Here is a 17,912-nt window from a genome sequence, read left to right on the forward strand (position 1 = left end):
ATGATAGAACAACAGGATGCGATTGAACAAGTAGAGGGAAAAGAACAAACAGAGATAAAGAGAAGATTGGGGAAAATTTCCAAGGCTAGGGGAAATATAACTGATAATGGATTATCTAAGGTGGTTAAAGAAGAGGTTTCGGAGTTTTTACATAAAGAGATTTCTTTAGAAACTGTTAAGTTTACTAATAGGGTTTTACGTTCTTGGATATATAAGGAACTAGCTGAATTATTATTAAGAGCGCTAGTCTTAGGTTTTTTCTGTCTTCTAATGTTTAAGCAAGTCATATTTATTAATGAATTAATAATGGGAATAGCGAAAGATGGTTGGGAGCTTAATGAGTTTACGTTAAATCTCTTTGTATCTGTCGTATTCATCGAAATCACTACACTAATAGGTATAGCGATAAGATATCTTTTTAAAGAGAGAACAACAAGTGTATTAGATATAGCAAAAGAAACGATAAATAATGTTAGTCTTAATAACATGAATTATACTCATCAAGATTATAAAAAAGGTAGCAAGTGATTAAGTTCACTGCTGCCTTTTTTGATATTTCTCATTTTTCTTGTAATTACAGTAGTATAAGTTAAAAATTCATATGTTTTGTGAAAAATATGGAAAAATAGGTTGATTTTTTTGTAAAAAAATGTAAAAATAACATATGATCAATAAAGAAAGAGGGAAAATAATATGAGAAAAATAATGAAATACTATTCAGGTATTGTACTATGCTTAATGTTGATTTTGTTATTAACTCCTAAGACTAGTGCCAAAGTTGTAGCATCATCAGATAGCATAACAAATAATTCTATAAAATTGCTTGCTTACCAGTATCCATGGGATTTTAAACAAAAATGGGTGGAATTTAAGTTTGTTGATCAGGGAGACGGTACTGCAAAATTAAAGTGTTACTCGAATGGTGAGTTTATAAGTCCATATGATATTGAATCTAGTTTAGCGTTATACGACTCATTATACTTTACTCTTACTAATATTTATGGATTTTCTGGAACCAAATCAATGTATAGAGGGACAGCGATGCAAATAGTAAGTTACTATTTAGAATCACTAACTTTCACGTATGACGTGGATACGCTTCAGATAATAAGAAAGGAGAATATAAGTCCAGATTTCAGTCGAGAAGGTGAATCTATGTTTACCTATCATGGTGAAATTCATTCTAATCTTCAGAACAAGGATTTTAATATGAGTTTTTGGGAATCGGTATTGACAGAACAGTGGAGATTTAGAGTTAGAAGAGATGGATTATATGCAGAATATATCAATCAAGATAGAATCCCAGATGGGGACTATATTATAGAAACATCCGAGTATGAAAATAGAGTGTTGAGTCAGTTACCAGGAAATAATATTGGAGTAAGTGATTATGTTGATAATGTTGAATCTCAAATATTTACGCTCCAATATGATGACTTGAATAAAGCTTATAGGATAAAATTAAAGAATAGTAATAATGTGTTACACTGGAATAAAAATAGTGGAAATGATGTTATAGCAGGAACGGATGTATCGGGCACAGATACCGTGGCCGGTGAAAGACTATGGTATTTACATGACACAGGAAATGGAACTTATAGAATTTCTAGTGCAAGGAATCCATCAAAATTTCTAAATCTTGATGCAAATTACACTAATATAAGTGTAGCAAATGAAAGGAATAATATAAAACAGCAGTTCAAGTTCGTTAAAGTAGGTGAGAAAAAAAGTTTGTCAGATGGGCACTGGAGAATTGTTTCTAAACTCGATAATAATAAAACTTTGAATGTTGATATAGGTGGACGTGATCCCTGGAATGTAACTATTTGGGATAATGCTAATGTGAGTCAACAACAGTGGGAGTTTGAATATGATTATAGTAAAGGAGCGTATAGAATAAAGGATAAATATTATAATCTATATTTGTCATGGGATCCTAGTGGTTTGTCAACTAGTGTTAGGTCTATGGGAGGTTATCATACGGGAGCATACTGGGTGTTAGAATATGTTGGTGATGGGTATTATATTTTTAAAAATTATCATAATCAGAATATGGTGTTAGACTTAACCAATTCAAATACGAAAAATGGAAGTAATATTATAGTAAATCAAAAAAGTAATAGTAATAATCAAAAATTTAGGATTTTTCGATAAAACTGCTATCAAGGATGGGGAGGAAGAAATAAAAAAACAACAGACGGCTTTTGCTATCTGTTGTTTTAATTTTGCCACTAATTTGCCACTAAACATAGTGAATAACATTGAATTACTTTGGATTGTTATGTGTAATTTATAAATTGATATTTAACTTTCTAAACATCATAATACCAATGATTATGAACGTTTGTGTAAGTTTCTGTATTATACTTGCGGTGATATGATATAATATTACCATAATAAAGATAGTGTTAGTTAGCAATTGGCCCTTCGTTAGCGCTAAGCTAACAAAGCGTGCCACTCGCATAGAGGAGGTTTTAAATCATGGATTTTTTACAAGTTGGAAAAATCGTCAACACTCATGCTTTACAAGGTGAAGTGAAAGTTGTTTCAAATAGTGATTTTAAAGAGGATCGTTTTAAAAAAGGAAGTCAATTAGTGATTGATTTTAATGGAGAATATGTGGATGTGACAGTGGCAACGCATCGCGTTCATAAAGGAGCCGACTTATTAAAATTTAAACATTTAAATTCTATTAATGATGTTGAAAAGTATAAAGGATGTGCATTATTAGTTTCAGCAGATGATTTAGAAGAATTAGATGAAAATGAATTCTATTACTTTGAAATTATCGGATGTCAAGTCGTAACGACGGATGGAGAAACAATCGGAGAGATTAGTGAAATTTTAGAAACAGGTGCCAATGATGTTTGGGTCGTGAAACGTCCTGGACAAAAAGATGCCTTAATTCCTTATATTGAAGATGTAGTTAAAGCGGTCGATATCGAAACGAAACAAGTAACAATTCAAGTGTTAGAAGGGTTATTATAATGAAAATTGATGTTTTAACGTTATTTCCAGAAATGTTTTCAGGTGTTTTTAACGACTCGATTTTAAAACGTGCTCAAGAGCGCGGAGCTGTTGAGTTAAATACAGTTAATTTCCGTGATTTCTCAACGAATAAGCATAAAAAGGTTGATGATTATCCGTATGGTGGGGGAGCGGGAATGTTACTAGCTCCACAACCAATTTTTGACGCGGTTGAATCCGTGTGCCAAAACACCAAGACAAAGCCACGTATTATTTTAATGTGTCCACAAGGTGAGCGATTTACGCAAGCTAAAGCAGAGGAGTTAGCGAAAGAAGAGCATTTAATCTTTATTTGTGGTCATTACGAAGGGTTTGATGAGCGAATTCGTGAGCATTTAGTGACGGATGAATTATCATTAGGTGATTATGTTCTAACAGGCGGAGAGTTAGCTGCCATGGTAATGACTGATGCAGTCGTTCGCTTACTTCCAGATGTATTAGGGAAACAAGAGTCTCATGAAAATGATTCATTTTCAATGGGGTTACTAGAATTTCCACAATACACACGTCCTGTTGATTTTAGAGGCATGATGGTTCCACCTGTGCTAACGTCAGGAAATCATAAAGAGATTGAGAAGTGGCGTCATGAACAGTCGTTATATCGCACGTATACACGTCGACCTGATTTGTTAGACAGTCGTGAATTAACCGATCATGAAAAAATATTAATTGAAAAATTTAAACAACAATCATAAGATAGAGAGCTAATCGCGAAGTCGATTGGCTCTTTTTTAGACAGAGTTTGACAATTAAGGAAAGTATTAAAAGATTTTTAGACAGTTGTAAATAAAAAAAGAAGATTTTTGCGAATAATTATAAAAAATCATTGAATTAACGAGACGATTGTGATATGATTTCAAACGTGCCAAAGAGCACTACCCCAAGTTCCGCTGAATTAGCAAACTAATTGAATGAACTTGCGTAATGAAGGAGCGTGAGATTAATGAGTCAACAATTAATCAATGAATTAACACAATCATACTTAAAAACAGATTTACCAGAATTCCGCGCAGGAGATAACGTACGTGTACACGTTCGTATCAAAGAGGGTAACCGTGAGCGCGTTCAGGTATTCGAAGGTTTAGTATTAAAACGTCAAAATGGTAACGGAATTAGCGGAACTTTCACAGTTCGTAAGATTTCTTTCGGATGTGGAGTTGAGCGTACATTCCCATTACACACACCAATCATCGAAAAAATCGAAGTTACTCGTCGTGGTAAAGTTCGTCGTGCAAAACTTAACTACATCCGTAGCTTATCAGCTAAAGCTGCTCGTATCAAAGAGCGTCGATAATTTTACTTTTTCAAAACAATTACCTCAATTGCAATCAAGATGCCCTAAAAACTTAGTTTTAGGGCATCTTTTTTTTATGAAATACTTCAACTTTATGGTAAAATTAACAGTAAACTGTATGTTCAAACTGGCTTTAGCTAATACTAGAGGGTAATGTTCAATCAGATTATCAGCTAAGTCAGGTTGTTAACTGAAAATATAATGGTGGAGTGAAGGGAATGAAAAAAGTATTTAGTGAGATTTTTGATTGGGTAAAGACATTTGTTATTATTTTTATTGCCGTAACGCTCATTCATAAATATGTGTTTACTCCAGTAAAAGTAGATGGACCATCCATGTATCCAACGTTGCATGACGGAGATTCTGTTATTTTATGGGAGCTTGGGTATGAGCCTGAGCCATTTGATGTGATTGTTTTTGAATATTCACCAGATGTTTATTACGTGAAACGTGTCATTGGTGTTCCAGGTCAAACTGTCTCATATCATCAAGATCAACTTTATATTGATGGGGAACCGATTGAGGAACCTTATCTTGACGAAGGAAAATTACTCGTTTCTTATAGTGGTGAATTTACTTGGGATTTTACTTTGCAAGAAATTTGTCAATTTGATCCATGTGACGTCATTCCAGAAGGCTATTATTTAGTGCTTGGGGATAATCGTCCGCATAGTAAAGATAGTCGTCATATTGGTTTAATTAGTGAAGATCAGATTCTAGGTAAAGCAACATGGATTCAATGGCCACTATCAAGTTTTGGTCGAATTGAATAGTTTGAAGCAGGTAGAAGAAGTGACGTTTTTAATGTCAGTGAGTGAAATGAAATAGGGATTAGATTAAACATGGTGAGATGAAGTCAATCTTAGGTGAAGTCTTTGATTGGATTAAGACATTTATGATAATTTTGATTGCAGTAACTATCGTTCATCGATTTATTTTTACCCCGGTAAAGGTGGATGGTGCATCGATGTATCCAACGTTACATGATGAGGATACCGTTATCTTGTGGTAGCGTGGTTATGAGCCAAATGCATTTGATGTGGTTGTGTTTGAAGTATCCACGGATAAATATTATGTCAAACGAATTATTGGACTACTCGTTCAAACGATAGCTATTGATCAAAATTAAATTTATATGGATGGGGAATCAATTGAGGAACCTTATCTTGATGAAGGGAAATCACTCATTTCATCTAATGGACTGTTTACGTAGGATTTTACATTACAAGAGATTTGTCAATTTAATCCGTGTGAGGTAATTCCTGAGGGGTATTATTTAGTGCTTGGAGATAATCGTCCGCATAGTTTCGATAGTCGTCAAATTGGATTAATCCATCAAGATCAAATTTTAGGTCAGGTCATATGGACACAATGGCCAGTTTTACATTTTGGTAAAATCGAATAATTAGGTAGGAATTAAAGTTTTAAATGGTGATAACCTACTATTAGGTTAAAAAACAACTTAGGGAGTGACAAGATGACAGTACAATGGTTTCCAGGGCATATGGCAAAAGCCCGTCGTCAAATTCAAGAAAAATTACAATTAGTTGATATCGTTTATGAGTTGCTAGATGCACGTATTCCATATTCATCGAGTAATCCAATGATGAATGAAATTATTAAACATAAACCGAAATTAATCATTTTAAATAAAGCGGATATTGCAGATCCTAATGTCACACAACAATGGTTAAATTATTTTAAACAAAAAGGTCAACCCGTCATTACGATTGATGCGCTTCATCAAAATGCCATCAAGCACATTACGGAAGCTTCAAAAGAAATCCTAAAAGAGAAGTTTGAAAAAGAAAAAGCGAAAGGATTACGTCCGCGTCCAATTCGTGCGATGATTTTAGGAATTCCTAACGTTGGGAAATCAACGCTAACTAATAATCTAGCGAAACGTAAAGCGGCACAAACTGGAGATCGTCCAGGGGTTACAAAAGCACAACAATGGATTAAAGTTGAAAAAGAATTAGAATTATTAGATACACCAGGAGTATTATGGCCAAAGTTTGAAGAAAAACGTGTAGGTTATAATTTAGCTGTTACTGGTGCCATTAAAGATACGATTTTACATTTAGATGATATTATTTTGTATGCTTTAGATTATTTAATTGCACATTATCCAGATCGTTTAGTTGAACGTTATAACTTAAGTGGTCAGTTTGAAGATAAAGTTGCTGTATTAGATGAGATTGGACAAAAGCGTGGATTTTTACAATCAGGTGGCTATGTGGATTATGATAAAGTTTACGAGATTTTACTTCGTGAAATTCGTAGTGTGAAATTAGGACGCTTATCATTTGAGTTACCTAGTGATATTCCAACATCAGAAGAAAAATAAAGACATAAAAAGAGTCGTTGGATTCAATCTTGTTTGAATCATCGACTCTTTTTTAAAATTAAGATGTAGTTAAAGGAAAAAAATACAAAAAATGACTAATATCATGAAAATTAGTCTATAATGTGAGGGTTAGTAAACTATTTGTGAAAAATAGTAAAAATTAACTAGAATCCACCTTAGAATGATGTTAAAATAAGAAAGAACGAGAAAAAAACAGTTTTCTCTACAAAAAAAGACATAAATTTGAACATAGTTGACTAATGTAAAAAACATTGATAGAATAAATAAGTTATCGCTTTTTACTTTAGAAAGGTGAGCTGCTCAATGATGGAAAAGTATACGGTAGATGAAATAAAAAAAATATTACAACAAGATGTAGTTGATGAAGCTTTTGTTGAACGATTAAAATCCGATGAACGTAGTGGTGTTCAAAAGCTTGTTAAACAATATGAAAATAAAATGCAAAAGGAATATGACGAATTCCAAAAATTTATTACCATGTCGATTTATGAAAATGAGCTTCGCTATAGTGGTGTTGAACTGATTGCAGGTATCGATGAGGTAGGACGTGGACCGTTAGCTGGGCCCGTCATTGCAGCAGCTGTCGTTTTACCAGCTGATTGCTGGTTATTTGGAATTGATGATTCGAAAAAGTTATCAGAAGCTAAGCGTTTATATTTTTATGAAGAAATAAAAAAACATGCGATCAGTATTGGCGTTGGAATTTGTATCAGTGAAGAGATTGATCGATTAAATATTTATGAGGCGACTAAAGTAGCAATGGAACGTGCGATTGCAAAAATGGATCCTAAACCGCAGCATTTATTACTAGATGCGATGACGTTACCGAATGTAAATATCCCTCAAACGCCAATTATTAAAGGAGATTCAAAAAGTGTCTCAATTGCTGCAGCAAGTATTATTGCTAAAGTGACACGTGATGCCTATATGAAGCGACTAGGACAAAAATATCCAGCTTATGGATTTGAACGTCATGTTGGTTATGGAACAAAGGAACATTTAAAAGCCATTGAAGAAAATGGAATTATTTCAGAGCATCGTCAATCTTTTGAACCGATTCGCTCAAAATTTTAGAAGAGATTACTTTTTGTAATCTTTTTTTATTTTAACAAAGAAATGAGTGACGATGAGCGTACATTAACTTAGGTGATTAAAATGGAATTACGAGAAAAATTAATTGCATTAAGTGTTTTAAAAAATGGTAATTGGTTTAAAATGTATGATGTTTTAAAAGATGATATTAAGTTGAAGCAAATCACACAAGAGCAAGTGACACAAGCTAAGTTAAAATTAGGAGAAAGCAAAGTATTAACGGTGTTAGATGAGGAGTATCCATCCCTTTTCAAAGAGATGATTCGTCCGCCGTTTGTGTTGTATTATCAAGGTGATTTGATGCTATTAAAGAAGAAAAAAATAGGAGTGATGGGGAATCGTAGGCCCTCCGCTTATGGAATGGAATCATGTAAAGCCATTGTTGGAAATTTGTTATCACAGGATGTCGCTATTGTAGGAAATTTACAACTTGGAATCGATGCTATTGCCCATTTGTTGTCGGTTAGAAGTGGAAAAACCATTGCCCTTTTATCGTCGGGCTTTTTACATGTCTATCCGCAAGAAAACTTTGAGCTTTATAAACGGATTGCTCGAGATCATCTGGTGATGACTGAATATCCACCACATGTTTATCCAAGTGCACCTCAGTTTTATCGAGCTCATCAATTGGTGCAAGAATTAAGTGAGGTGATGGTCGTTATTGAAGCGGTCAAAGAAGATAAGCGCTTAAAACTTGCGCAACAGCTAGTCGAGGAGGGAAAAGTGGTTTATGCTCTACCAGCTCCGTATAACTCTATTCATTCTGAAGGAAGTTTAAACTTAATTAAGAATGGCGCTTATTGTTTGACACATTATCAGGACGTTCTTAATATGTTAGATTGGGTGCATAGTGAAGAGTAAGGTAGCTAGATTAATAAGATGTGTCATTGATGAAATCTGATTTTAGAATCACCTCTAAAGTCAGATTTTTTTATATTCGCAGAAAATACGACAGTATCTATTTTTTTCTGCATTCTGAGATGATTTATTCGACTTAAATCAGGATGAGAGGAAAAAGAATGGAGCATGGAAATGGATGGATCACGGGGTGAAATTGCTAGAATGAGTTGAAAAAAATCAATAGTAGGTATAAAAAGAGACATTGGTGAAACAGTAATTTTGAATGAATCTATAGATGAAAAAAGTAAAAGACCCTCATGTTTATCTGTAATTTATAATGAAATTGTTGACAAGAGGAAAAGAAACCAGTAATATTTTTTGTGTTTTATTTTGACTATTTGCTACAGATAAGCGTTGAATGAATCAGCAGACTCATTGAATGTTTTTAAAATAAAGTCGAATAATAGATGAAAGATTAACTTAGCTAAGTTTAGAAGCTAAGCCGGTTATTAGTTATTGAGATAGAAAAGGTGATAGGTATGGGGAAAAATTTAGTAATTGTAGAGTCGCCTGCTAAAGCTAAAACGATTGAAAACTACTTAGGATCAGATTATGTGGTTCTATCAAGCGTTGGTCATATTCGAGATTTAGCAACGACAGGTCCAGGAGGTTTAGGTGTGGATGTTGAAGACCACTTTAAACCCAACTATAAAAACGTAACAGGAAAATCAAAGGTCATTAAAGAATTAAAACAAGCAGCTAAAAATTCAGATGCTGTTTACCTCGCAACTGACCCCGACCGCGAGGGAGAGGCGATTAGTTGGCATTTAGCAGATGTTTTAGGACTTGATGTTGATTTAGAGCGTCGAGTAGTATTTAATGAGATTACAAAAGATGCGATTTTAGAAGCATTCAAACATCCACGTGCGATTGATATGGATTTGGTTCGCTCTCAAGAAAGTCGTCGTATTTTAGACCGCATTATTGGATTTAAATTAAGTAAGTTATTACAAAGTAAAATCAAAAGTAAAAGTGCGGGACGAGTTCAATCAGTAGCATTGAAGTTAATTGTTGAACGTGAGAAAGAAATTCAAAAATTCGTTAGTGAAGAATACTGGTCAGTTCATGCTATGTTTGAGCGGGAAAGTGCAAAAATTGAAGCAGAATTAGTAAAGAAAGCTAATAAGAAGATTTCAATTGCGAATGAAGATGAAGTCAAAGCCATCTTAGCTGAATTAAGTGATCCTTATGTAGTGGAAAAGGTTGAAAAGAAAAATAAATCAAAACAACCGAAGTTACCATTTATCACTTCAACTCTTCAACAAGAAGCTGCAAGTAAATTAGGTTATAATGCGAAGAAGACAATGACAATTGCTCAAAAATTATACGAGGGGGTTAATATCGGTTCCGAAACTGTTGGATTAATTACATATATGCGTACCGACTCGACTCGTTTAGCCGATAACTTCGTTGATGCAACTAAGTCATTTATTAAACAAAATTATGGTGCAAATTATGTTAAAACAGGAAGTACAAATGCGAAGAAAGTTAAAAATGCACAAGAAGCACATGAGGCTATTCGCCCATCATCAGTCGCGCGTACACCAGAAGAGATGAAACCTTATTTAAAACGTGATGAACTGCGTTTATATAAACTCATTTGGGAACGTGCTGTTGCGAGCTTAATGAAAAGTGCAACAGTTGAAGCGACAACGATTGAAGTTCGCTCAAATGATTACTTATTCCGCGTTAACGGTCAAGTGCTAGTGTTTGATGGATATTTACGTGTCTATAGCTATGAAGAAACAAAAAATGCAGCTTTACCACGTTTAAGTGAAGGGGATACGTTAGCGTTAGTTGATGTTGAACCACAACAACATTTTACTCAACCACCTGCTCGTTATAGCGAAGCGAAATTAATTAAGGAAATGGAAGAGTTAGGGATTGGACGTCCATCGACTTATGCACAAACAATGGAGACGTTAAAAAATCGAGGTTACGTGACACTTGAGGATAAAAAGTTTAAGCCAACGGATCAAGGAATTTTAACAAGTGAGAAATTAGCTGAATTCTTCTCTGAGTTTATTAATGTGGAGTATACTGCAGAGATGGAAAATAATTTAGATGAAATTTCAAAGGGACAAAAAGTTTGGTACGATGAATTAAAAGTCTTTTACGATCATTTTATGCCAATGCTTGAAGATGCTCAAAAAAATATGGAGAAAATTGCTCCAGTTGAAATTGGGGAGGAATGTCCAGAATGTGGTAGTCCACTTGTCATTCGTCGTGGGCGTTACGGTGAGTTTGTCGCATGTAGTGGCTATCCGACATGTAAGTATATTAAAAAGGAAACAAAAGAAGAGGCTGCACCCGTTTCGACAGGAGTTAAATGTCCGAAATGTGAAAAAGGTGAAATCGTTGAAAAGAAAACACGCCGTGGAAAAGTCTTCTATGGATGTAATCAATATCCAAGCTGTGATTATGCACTTTGGCATAAACCAGTTGATAAAAAATGTCCAAAATGCGATAGCTTGTTAGTCGTTAAAGGGAAGAAAAATGAAATTCAATGTCCGAATAAGGAATGTGACTATAAAGAAGAATAATCAAAAGCCCACCTTTTAGAAGGTGGGTTTTTAAAGCAAACAGACAGAGGGTAAAAGTTTATGTTATAATAAAGTCATTCAGGATCTTAAGTTAATAGGCAAAAGAGATTGGCTTAAGCAGATGAAGAAAAGTTCAAGGAATTCTCCCGCTTCATCGCCTTGATTTGAGATTTGTCGTATTAGCGCCGGGCTTATTGCAAAATGTATTAGCAGAATCCGTAATTTATGATATAATTCTCATTTGTAACCATGTGTTAATTCGCAACTTAGGAGGCAAGTTAAAATGAAATTTGTAAATGTTATTGGAGCAGGTTTAGCTGGTTCGGAAGCCGCTTATCAATTAGCTAAACGTGGAATTCAAGTTAAGTTATATGAAATGCGCCCAGTGAAAAATACACCTGCGCATCACACACAAAACTTCGCAGAGTTAGTTTGTTCAAATTCACTTCGTGCAGATGGGTTAGCAAACGCTGTTGGAGTATTAAAAGAAGAGATGCGTATTTTAGATTCATTAATCATGAAGGCAGCCGATGCGAATGCGGTTCCTGCAGGTGGAGCATTAGCAGTTGACCGTGAAGGATTTTCAGGACAAATTACAGAATTCTTAAGTAATCATCCAAATATTGAAGTCATTCGTGAAGAGTTAACTGAAATTCCTGAGGGACCAACGATTGTTGCAACAGGACCATTAACGAGTGATGCTTTAAGTGCATATATTCGTGAAATGACAGGACATAACTCATTCTACTTCTATGATGCAGCAGCTCCAATTATTGAAAAAGATTCAATTAATTTTGATAAAGTTTATTTAAAATCTCGTTATGACAAAGGAGAAGCCGCTTATTTAAACTGTCCAATGTCAGAAGAAGAGTTTAATGCTTGGCATGAAGCTTTAATCAATGCAGAAGTCGTTCCAGTTAAAGAATTTGAAAAAGAAGTCTTCTTTGAAGGATGTATGCCAATCGAAGTAATGGCGAAACGTGGTCGCCAAACCGTTTTATTTGGACCAATGAAACCGGTAGGGCTTGAAGATCCAAAAACAGGAGAGACACCTTATGCTGTTGTTCAGTTACGTCAAGATAATGCAGCGGGAACTTTATACAACTTAGTAGGATTCCAAACGCATTTAAAATGGGGAGAACAAAAACGTATTGTTCAAATGATTCCGGGATTAGAAAATGCTGAAATCGTACGCTATGGAGTTATGCATCGTAATTCATTCATTAACTCACCAGTATTACTTCGCCCAACATACCAATTTAAAACACGTGAAGATTTATTCTTTGCGGGGCAATTAACAGGGGTTGAAGGATACGTTGAATCGGCAGCATCAGGAATGGTAGCTGGAATTAACATGGCGAAATACATGTTAGGTGAAGAATTAATTGAATTCCCACGTGAAACAGCTATGGGATCAATGGCTTACTATATTACTCATACGTCTCAAGATGGTTTCCAACCAATGAATGCGAACTTCGGATTATTCTTAGACTTACCAGGACGTGTTAAGAAAAAAGAGAAAAAAGCTCTTTATGCTGCACGCGCCATTGAAAAAATCAATGAATGTAAAGAATTAATCTAATCATTGATCAGTGTGAGGGAGAATTTGTTCTTTGGTGAATCTGAAGACTTTCAGCCTCTTTATCTGCTAAATGAAGAAGAAAAATAGCTTCAGGCAATTAAATAAACGATGAAGGAAAACAGTACAATAAGTACTGTTTTCTTTATACGTAGAGGGAGTGAGTAATAATGAGAGAACTGGTTAATCGTTATCTAGAGTATTTAACGTACGAGAAGCGTTATTCAACTCATACGATTTTAAATTACAAAAAAGACTTAGAGGAATGGCAATCTTTTTGTAAGCAGGAGCTGATTGAGCCGTTAGATGTGGAGTATAGCGAAGTCCGTGCGTATTTAAATTATTGCTACACGCATCAATTGAATCGAAGTACAGTGAGTCGTAAACTTTCATCTTTACGTTCGTATTATCAGTTCTTATTAAAGGAGGGTGTCATTTCTCATAATCCTTTTTCGATGATTAAGGCACCTAAAGGAGGACAAGTTTTACCAAAGTTTTTATATGAGGAAGAAATGGTTGCCTTATTTGAAAGTATTGATCAATCAACGGTACTAGGATGTCGAAATTATGCATTATTGGAAATCCTATATGCCACAGGTATCCGTGTTTCAGAGTGCTGTGGCTTAACCTTAAAACAATTAGATTTTGAAACAGGGATGATGTTAGTACACGGTAAGGGTGGGAAAGATCGATATATTCCATTAGGGGAATTTGCAGTGGAATCAATCCAAGCATATTTACAACAGAGTCGACCTAGGTTACTAAAAAAATCAAAGATTGAAACCGATTATTTATTTTTGAATCATTATGGACTGCCATTAACAGAACGAGGGGTAAGAGATATTTTAAATCGATTAACGAAACAAACGGCAAATCATATTAAGTTGGCTCCACATATGATTCGCCATACGTTTGCGACACATTTATTAAATCATGGAGCAGATTTGCGGGCTGTGCAAGAACTGTTAGGTCATGAGCATTTATCGAGCACTCAAATTTATACGCATGTTTCGAAAGAACATTTAAAGCAAGCCTATGCGTTAGCACACCCGCGCGCTAAAAAGATGGAAAATAAATGAAAGCAAATTCGCTAGATGTATCAAATGAGGAATAAATTTGCTATAATGTAAAAGTAACAGTGTAAGAGTAACAATTAGAATGGAGTGAGAGAAGATGGTCAGTTTAACGAGTTTGGTTTTGGGGATTCCTTTCACATGGCTATGGTTTTGGATTGCTATTGCCTTTGCTGTTATTGAAGCATTGACTTTAGGGATTGTTTCAATTTGGTTTGCAATCGGAGCTTTAGTTGCCATGTTATTTGCCTTTGTTATTGATTCATTTATAGTTCAACTCCTTATCTTTTTGGGAGTCTCATTAGTCTTAGTGGCGACCACTCGAAAAGTAGCTGTTGAAAAGTTAAAAATCGGTCAAGTCAAAACAAATGTTGATGAGTTGATTGGAAAAGAAGCTGTGGTAGTAAAAGAGATTAGGCCTTATACGACCGGTGAAGTAAAGCTTGATGGTAAAGTATGGCGTGCGATGTCAGAAAGTAAACAAGTATATAAAGTAGATGAAATTGTGACTGTGTTACGTATTGAAGGAGTCACAATTATCATTAAATAAAGGGAGATGGAAAAATGGCTTATTTTATCATTGCTATTGTGGTTGTTATTATTATTTTAGTAGCAGCTAACATTAAAGTGGTACCTCAGGCAAATGCCTATGTTATTGAGCGCTTCGGTGCTTATGCTGCAACTTGGACTGTTGGGCTTCATGTTAAAATTCCAATTATGGATCGCGTTGCAAATAAAGTGTTATTAAAAGAACAAGTTATTGATTTTAGACCACAACCCGTTATTACAAAAGATAACGTGACGATGCAAATCGATACAGTTGTCTTCTTCCAAATTACAGATCCTAAATTATTTACGTATGGGGTAAGTAATCCATTTGCTGCTATTGAGAATTTAACAGCAACAACATTACGTAATATCATCGGGGAATTAGAGTTAGATGAAACGTTAACTTCACGTGATATTATTAACTCTCGTATGCGTTCAGTGTTAGATGAAGCCACTGATCCATGGGGAATTAAAATTAACCGTGTAGAAGTTAAAAATATTATTCCGCCACAAGATATTCAAGCGGCCATGGAAAAACAAATGCGTGCAGAACGTGAACGTCGTGAAAAAATCTTACAAGCAGAAGGAGAAAAAACATCTGCAATTTTAAAAGCGGAAGGATTAAAAGAATCACAAATTCTTGAGGCAGAAGCTCGTAAACAAGCCATGATTTTATCGGCAGAAGCAGATAAAGAAGCTGCGATTCGCCGTGCAGAAGGGGAAGCAGAAGCCATTTTAAAAGTTCAAGAAGCAACAGCTGAAGGGCTTCGTATGCTAAATGAATCTCACCCAACAACAGAAGTTTTAACACTTAAATCATTTGAAGCTTTAGCACAAGTAGCAGATGGAAAAGCAACAAAATTAATTATCCCATCTGAAATTCAAAATGTTAGTGGGTTAATTGCTTCACTTGCTGAAACGTCACAAGTGGTTAAAGAAGACTAATTGATACAGAAAAAGACCTTTTAATAAGGTCTTTTTTTTAGTATAACAGGAAACTTCCTACTATCACTTATTAATAATAGATGTCTTTAATAGACAGGGTCTAAAGATAAGCAGGAAGACTAGAGGGGACTTGGGAAGTGATAAGAGGTAAAGATCTGTAGTAAGAATTTAAACTTTTATTTGTATCATTCATGATAAAGCTGATAATTTAAGTATGTATCATTGGAGCTAAAGTAACCTAACCATATGGGTTACTTCTTTTTGTTTGGTGAGGTATGAGGGTGTTTTTAATGTGAATAATACAAAGGTCGGCACTCCATGAAAAAAGAATAAAAATAAAGGGTATTTTTTGCATTTTTATATACAAAAAAACAGTTCGTTTTAGTAGAAAAAGTCGAAAAAAATATGTTATTATAAATTACCGCGTTGAAAGAGAGTCGCTAAAAGGAGTGAGCATATGGAACAGAAATATATTCAGTTAAATAATGAATTAATGCAAAAGAAAGATGGATTTTATCAGTTACAAAAAGATCGTGAAGCAGTTCAAGCCTTTTTAGAAGAAGTAGAATCGAAAATGAAGCGATTTGAGACAGAAGCGGCACGTTTACGCTGGCTAATTGATGAGAATTATTATGAAGATTTCTTTAGATTATATGAATTAGACGATATTTTAAGTATTCGTGAGACTGTCTTTTCTTATGAGTTTAAATTTCAATCGTTCATGGCGGTTTCAAAGTTTTATAAAGATTATGCTTTAAAAACAAATGATCATCAGCAATATTTAGAGTATTATGAAGATCGAATTGTAGCCGTTGCATTATACTTAGCGCAAGGGGATGCAAAGAAAGCAATGGATTATGCCGTTGCAATGATTGAGCAGCGCTATCAACCAGCAACACCTACATTTTTAAATGCGGGAAAGGCTCGCCGTGGTGAAATGGTGTCTTGCTTCTTACTAGAGATGGATGATTCACTCAATTCAATTACATATAATATTAATACGTCAATGCAATTATCGAAAATTGGTGGTGGAGTGGCATTAAATTTATCAAAACTTCGTGCGCGTAATGAGTCGATTAAAGGAATTGAGAATGCAGCGAGCGGTGTGTTACCGGTTATGAAATTGTTAGAAGACTCATTCAGCTATGTCAATCAACTTGGTCAACGTCCAGGAGCAGGAGCAGCTTATTTAAATATTTTTCACTGGGATATTGAAGAGTTTTTAGATACAAAGAAGATTAATGCAGATGAGAAAAGTCGAATTCAGACCTTATCGATTGGAGTAGTAGTCCCAAGTAAATTCTTTGAATTGGCCAAAAAGAATGAACCGATGTATGTCTTTGCTCCACATACTGTTTATCAAGCGCTTGGAAAACATTTAGATGATTTAGATTTAGATGTGATGTATGAAGAACTTGTACAAAATGAATCAATTAAAAAACGAGCGTTAGATGCAAGACGTCTATTAACACATATTGCAAAGATGCAATTTGAATCGGGCTATCCGTATATGGTTTTTAAATCAAATTCAAATGATGCTCACGCACTGAAAGAGATTGGGCAAATTAAAATGTCTAATCTTTGTACAGAAATCTTCCAATTACAAGAAACTTCAACGATTAATGATTATGGACAAGAGGATATCATTCGCCGAGACATTAGTTGTAATTTAGGATCATTAAATATTGTCAATGTGATGGAGAAGCAATCGATTCGAGAAAGTGTCTATAGTGGAATGGACGCTTTAACGAGTGTTAGTGAGCTTTCAGCTATTTCCAATGCACCAGGCATTAATAAAGCGAATCATGAATTACATGCTGTTGGATTAGGGTGTATGAATTTACATGGCTTTTTCGCCAAAAATAAAATTGCTTATGAAAGTGATCTTGCGAAAGAATTTGCACGAACATTCTTTATGATGGTTAATTATTATTCAATTGAGCGTAGTATGCAAATCGCGATTGAAAAAGGCCAAAGTTTTACCGGCTTTGAGCAATCTGAATATGCGAATGGTAACTATTTCAAGAATTATCAAGAAATAGATTATACGCCAACTACTGATCGTATTAAAGCATTGTTTGGAGATATGATGATTCCTACAACGGAAGATTGGGCTAAACTTGCGACGGCTGTAAAAGAAAGTGGAATGTATCATGCCTATCGCTTAGCGATTGCCCCAACACAAAGTATTGGTTATGTCCAAAATGCAACGGCAAGTATTTTACCGATCGTTGATTTAGTGGAGCGCCGTACATACGGTAATGCAACGACTTACTATCCAATGCCGTATTTAGGAGAAGATAATATTTTCTTTTATAAATCAGCGTACCATATGAATATGATGAAGGTATTAGAGTTAGTGGCTGAAATTCAACCTCATATTGATCAAGGAATTAGTACGACACTTTATGTCGATAGTAATACGAGTACACGTGAGTTAGTTCGTTACTATTTATATGCCCATCATTTAGGATTAAAAAGTTTATATTATACGCGTACAAAAAATCTAGCATTTGAAGAATGTACAACATGTTCAGTTTAA

Annotated in this window: 15 protein-coding genes and 1 pseudogene; all 16 read left to right on the plus strand. The window is 34.7% G+C overall.

All coding sequences use genetic code 11. The features are described from left to right. The 16 genes and pseudogenes from NEH75_RS05775 (at window position 1) to nrdE (ending at window position 17,912) form a co-directional block, all read left to right on the plus strand. On the plus strand, window positions 1-528 hold the full coding sequence (locus NEH75_RS05775; RefSeq protein ID WP_195932320.1) for a hypothetical protein: 528 nt from the start codon (window positions 1-3) through the stop codon (window positions 526-528). Between the two features lie 165 nt (window positions 529-693). Continuing rightward, a complete protein-coding gene (locus NEH75_RS05780) occupies window positions 694-2,154 on the plus strand; it encodes an RICIN domain-containing protein (protein ID WP_155223124.1) in 1,461 nt (486 codons plus the stop codon). A gap of 327 nt (window positions 2,155-2,481) precedes the next feature. Then, on the plus strand, window positions 2,482-2,988 hold the full coding sequence (rimM, locus tag NEH75_RS05785; protein ID WP_055241484.1) for a ribosome maturation factor RimM: 507 nt from the start codon (window positions 2,482-2,484) through the stop codon (window positions 2,986-2,988). Further along, the gene (trmD, locus tag NEH75_RS05790) at window positions 2,988-3,722 is read left to right on the plus strand and encodes a tRNA (guanosine(37)-N1)-methyltransferase TrmD (protein ID WP_055241482.1); all 735 of its coding nucleotides are present in this window, start codon (window positions 2,988-2,990) and stop codon (window positions 3,720-3,722) included. Before rimM ends, trmD begins: the two co-directional genes overlap by 1 nt. Before the next feature lie 248 nt (window positions 3,723-3,970). Further along, window positions 3,971-4,321, plus strand: a complete 351-nt coding sequence (gene rplS / locus NEH75_RS05795) for a 50S ribosomal protein L19 (protein WP_055241480.1) — start codon at window positions 3,971-3,973, stop codon at window positions 4,319-4,321. A gap of 218 nt (window positions 4,322-4,539) precedes the next feature. Next, a complete protein-coding gene (gene lepB, locus NEH75_RS05800) occupies window positions 4,540-5,094 on the plus strand; it encodes a signal peptidase I (RefSeq protein ID WP_055241478.1) in 555 nt (184 codons plus the stop codon). Between the two features lie 77 nt (window positions 5,095-5,171). Continuing rightward, window positions 5,172-5,726 (plus strand): annotated as a pseudogene (gene lepB / locus NEH75_RS05805) (signal peptidase I). A 72-nt stretch (window positions 5,727-5,798) separates the two neighbouring features. Further along, window positions 5,799-6,668: a ribosome biogenesis GTPase YlqF gene (gene ylqF, locus NEH75_RS05810; RefSeq protein WP_212725854.1), complete on the plus strand. Its 870-nt coding sequence runs from the start codon at window positions 5,799-5,801 to the stop codon at window positions 6,666-6,668. A 324-nt stretch (window positions 6,669-6,992) separates the two neighbouring features. After that, complete coding sequence (locus NEH75_RS05815) at window positions 6,993-7,763, plus strand: ribonuclease HII (protein ID WP_317452418.1); 771 nt, start codon at window positions 6,993-6,995, stop codon at window positions 7,761-7,763. An 81-nt stretch (window positions 7,764-7,844) separates the two neighbouring features. Continuing rightward, window positions 7,845-8,642 (plus strand): DNA-processing protein DprA, encoded by a 798-nt coding sequence (locus tag NEH75_RS05820; protein WP_055241473.1) that lies wholly within the window; start codon window positions 7,845-7,847, stop codon window positions 8,640-8,642. 518 nt (window positions 8,643-9,160) lie between these two features. After that, window positions 9,161-11,224, plus strand: a complete 2,064-nt coding sequence (topA, locus tag NEH75_RS05825; protein ID WP_055241470.1) for a type I DNA topoisomerase — start codon at window positions 9,161-9,163, stop codon at window positions 11,222-11,224. Between the two features lie 283 nt (window positions 11,225-11,507). Continuing rightward, window positions 11,508-12,806: an FADH(2)-oxidizing methylenetetrahydrofolate--tRNA-(uracil(54)-C(5))-methyltransferase TrmFO gene (gene trmFO / locus NEH75_RS05830; protein WP_055241468.1), complete on the plus strand. Its 1,299-nt coding sequence runs from the start codon at window positions 11,508-11,510 to the stop codon at window positions 12,804-12,806. A gap of 167 nt (window positions 12,807-12,973) precedes the next feature. Further along, window positions 12,974-13,882 (plus strand): tyrosine recombinase XerC, encoded by a 909-nt coding sequence (gene xerC, locus NEH75_RS05835; RefSeq protein ID WP_055274944.1) that lies wholly within the window; start codon window positions 12,974-12,976, stop codon window positions 13,880-13,882. A gap of 94 nt (window positions 13,883-13,976) precedes the next feature. Beyond that, window positions 13,977-14,426, plus strand: coding sequence for an NfeD family protein (locus NEH75_RS05840; RefSeq protein WP_055274946.1), 450 nt, complete (start codon window positions 13,977-13,979; stop codon window positions 14,424-14,426). 14 nt (window positions 14,427-14,440) lie between these two features. Then, a complete protein-coding gene (locus NEH75_RS05845; protein ID WP_055241462.1) occupies window positions 14,441-15,370 on the plus strand; it encodes an SPFH domain-containing protein in 930 nt (309 codons plus the stop codon). Between the two features lie 457 nt (window positions 15,371-15,827). Next, the gene (gene nrdE / locus NEH75_RS05850) at window positions 15,828-17,912 is read left to right on the plus strand and encodes a class 1b ribonucleoside-diphosphate reductase subunit alpha (protein ID WP_055241461.1); all 2,085 of its coding nucleotides are present in this window, start codon (window positions 15,828-15,830) and stop codon (window positions 17,910-17,912) included.

The organism is Turicibacter sp. T129 (assembly GCF_025594975.1).
Lineage (GTDB): Bacteria > Bacillota_I > Bacilli_A > MOL361 > Turicibacteraceae > Turicibacter > Turicibacter bilis.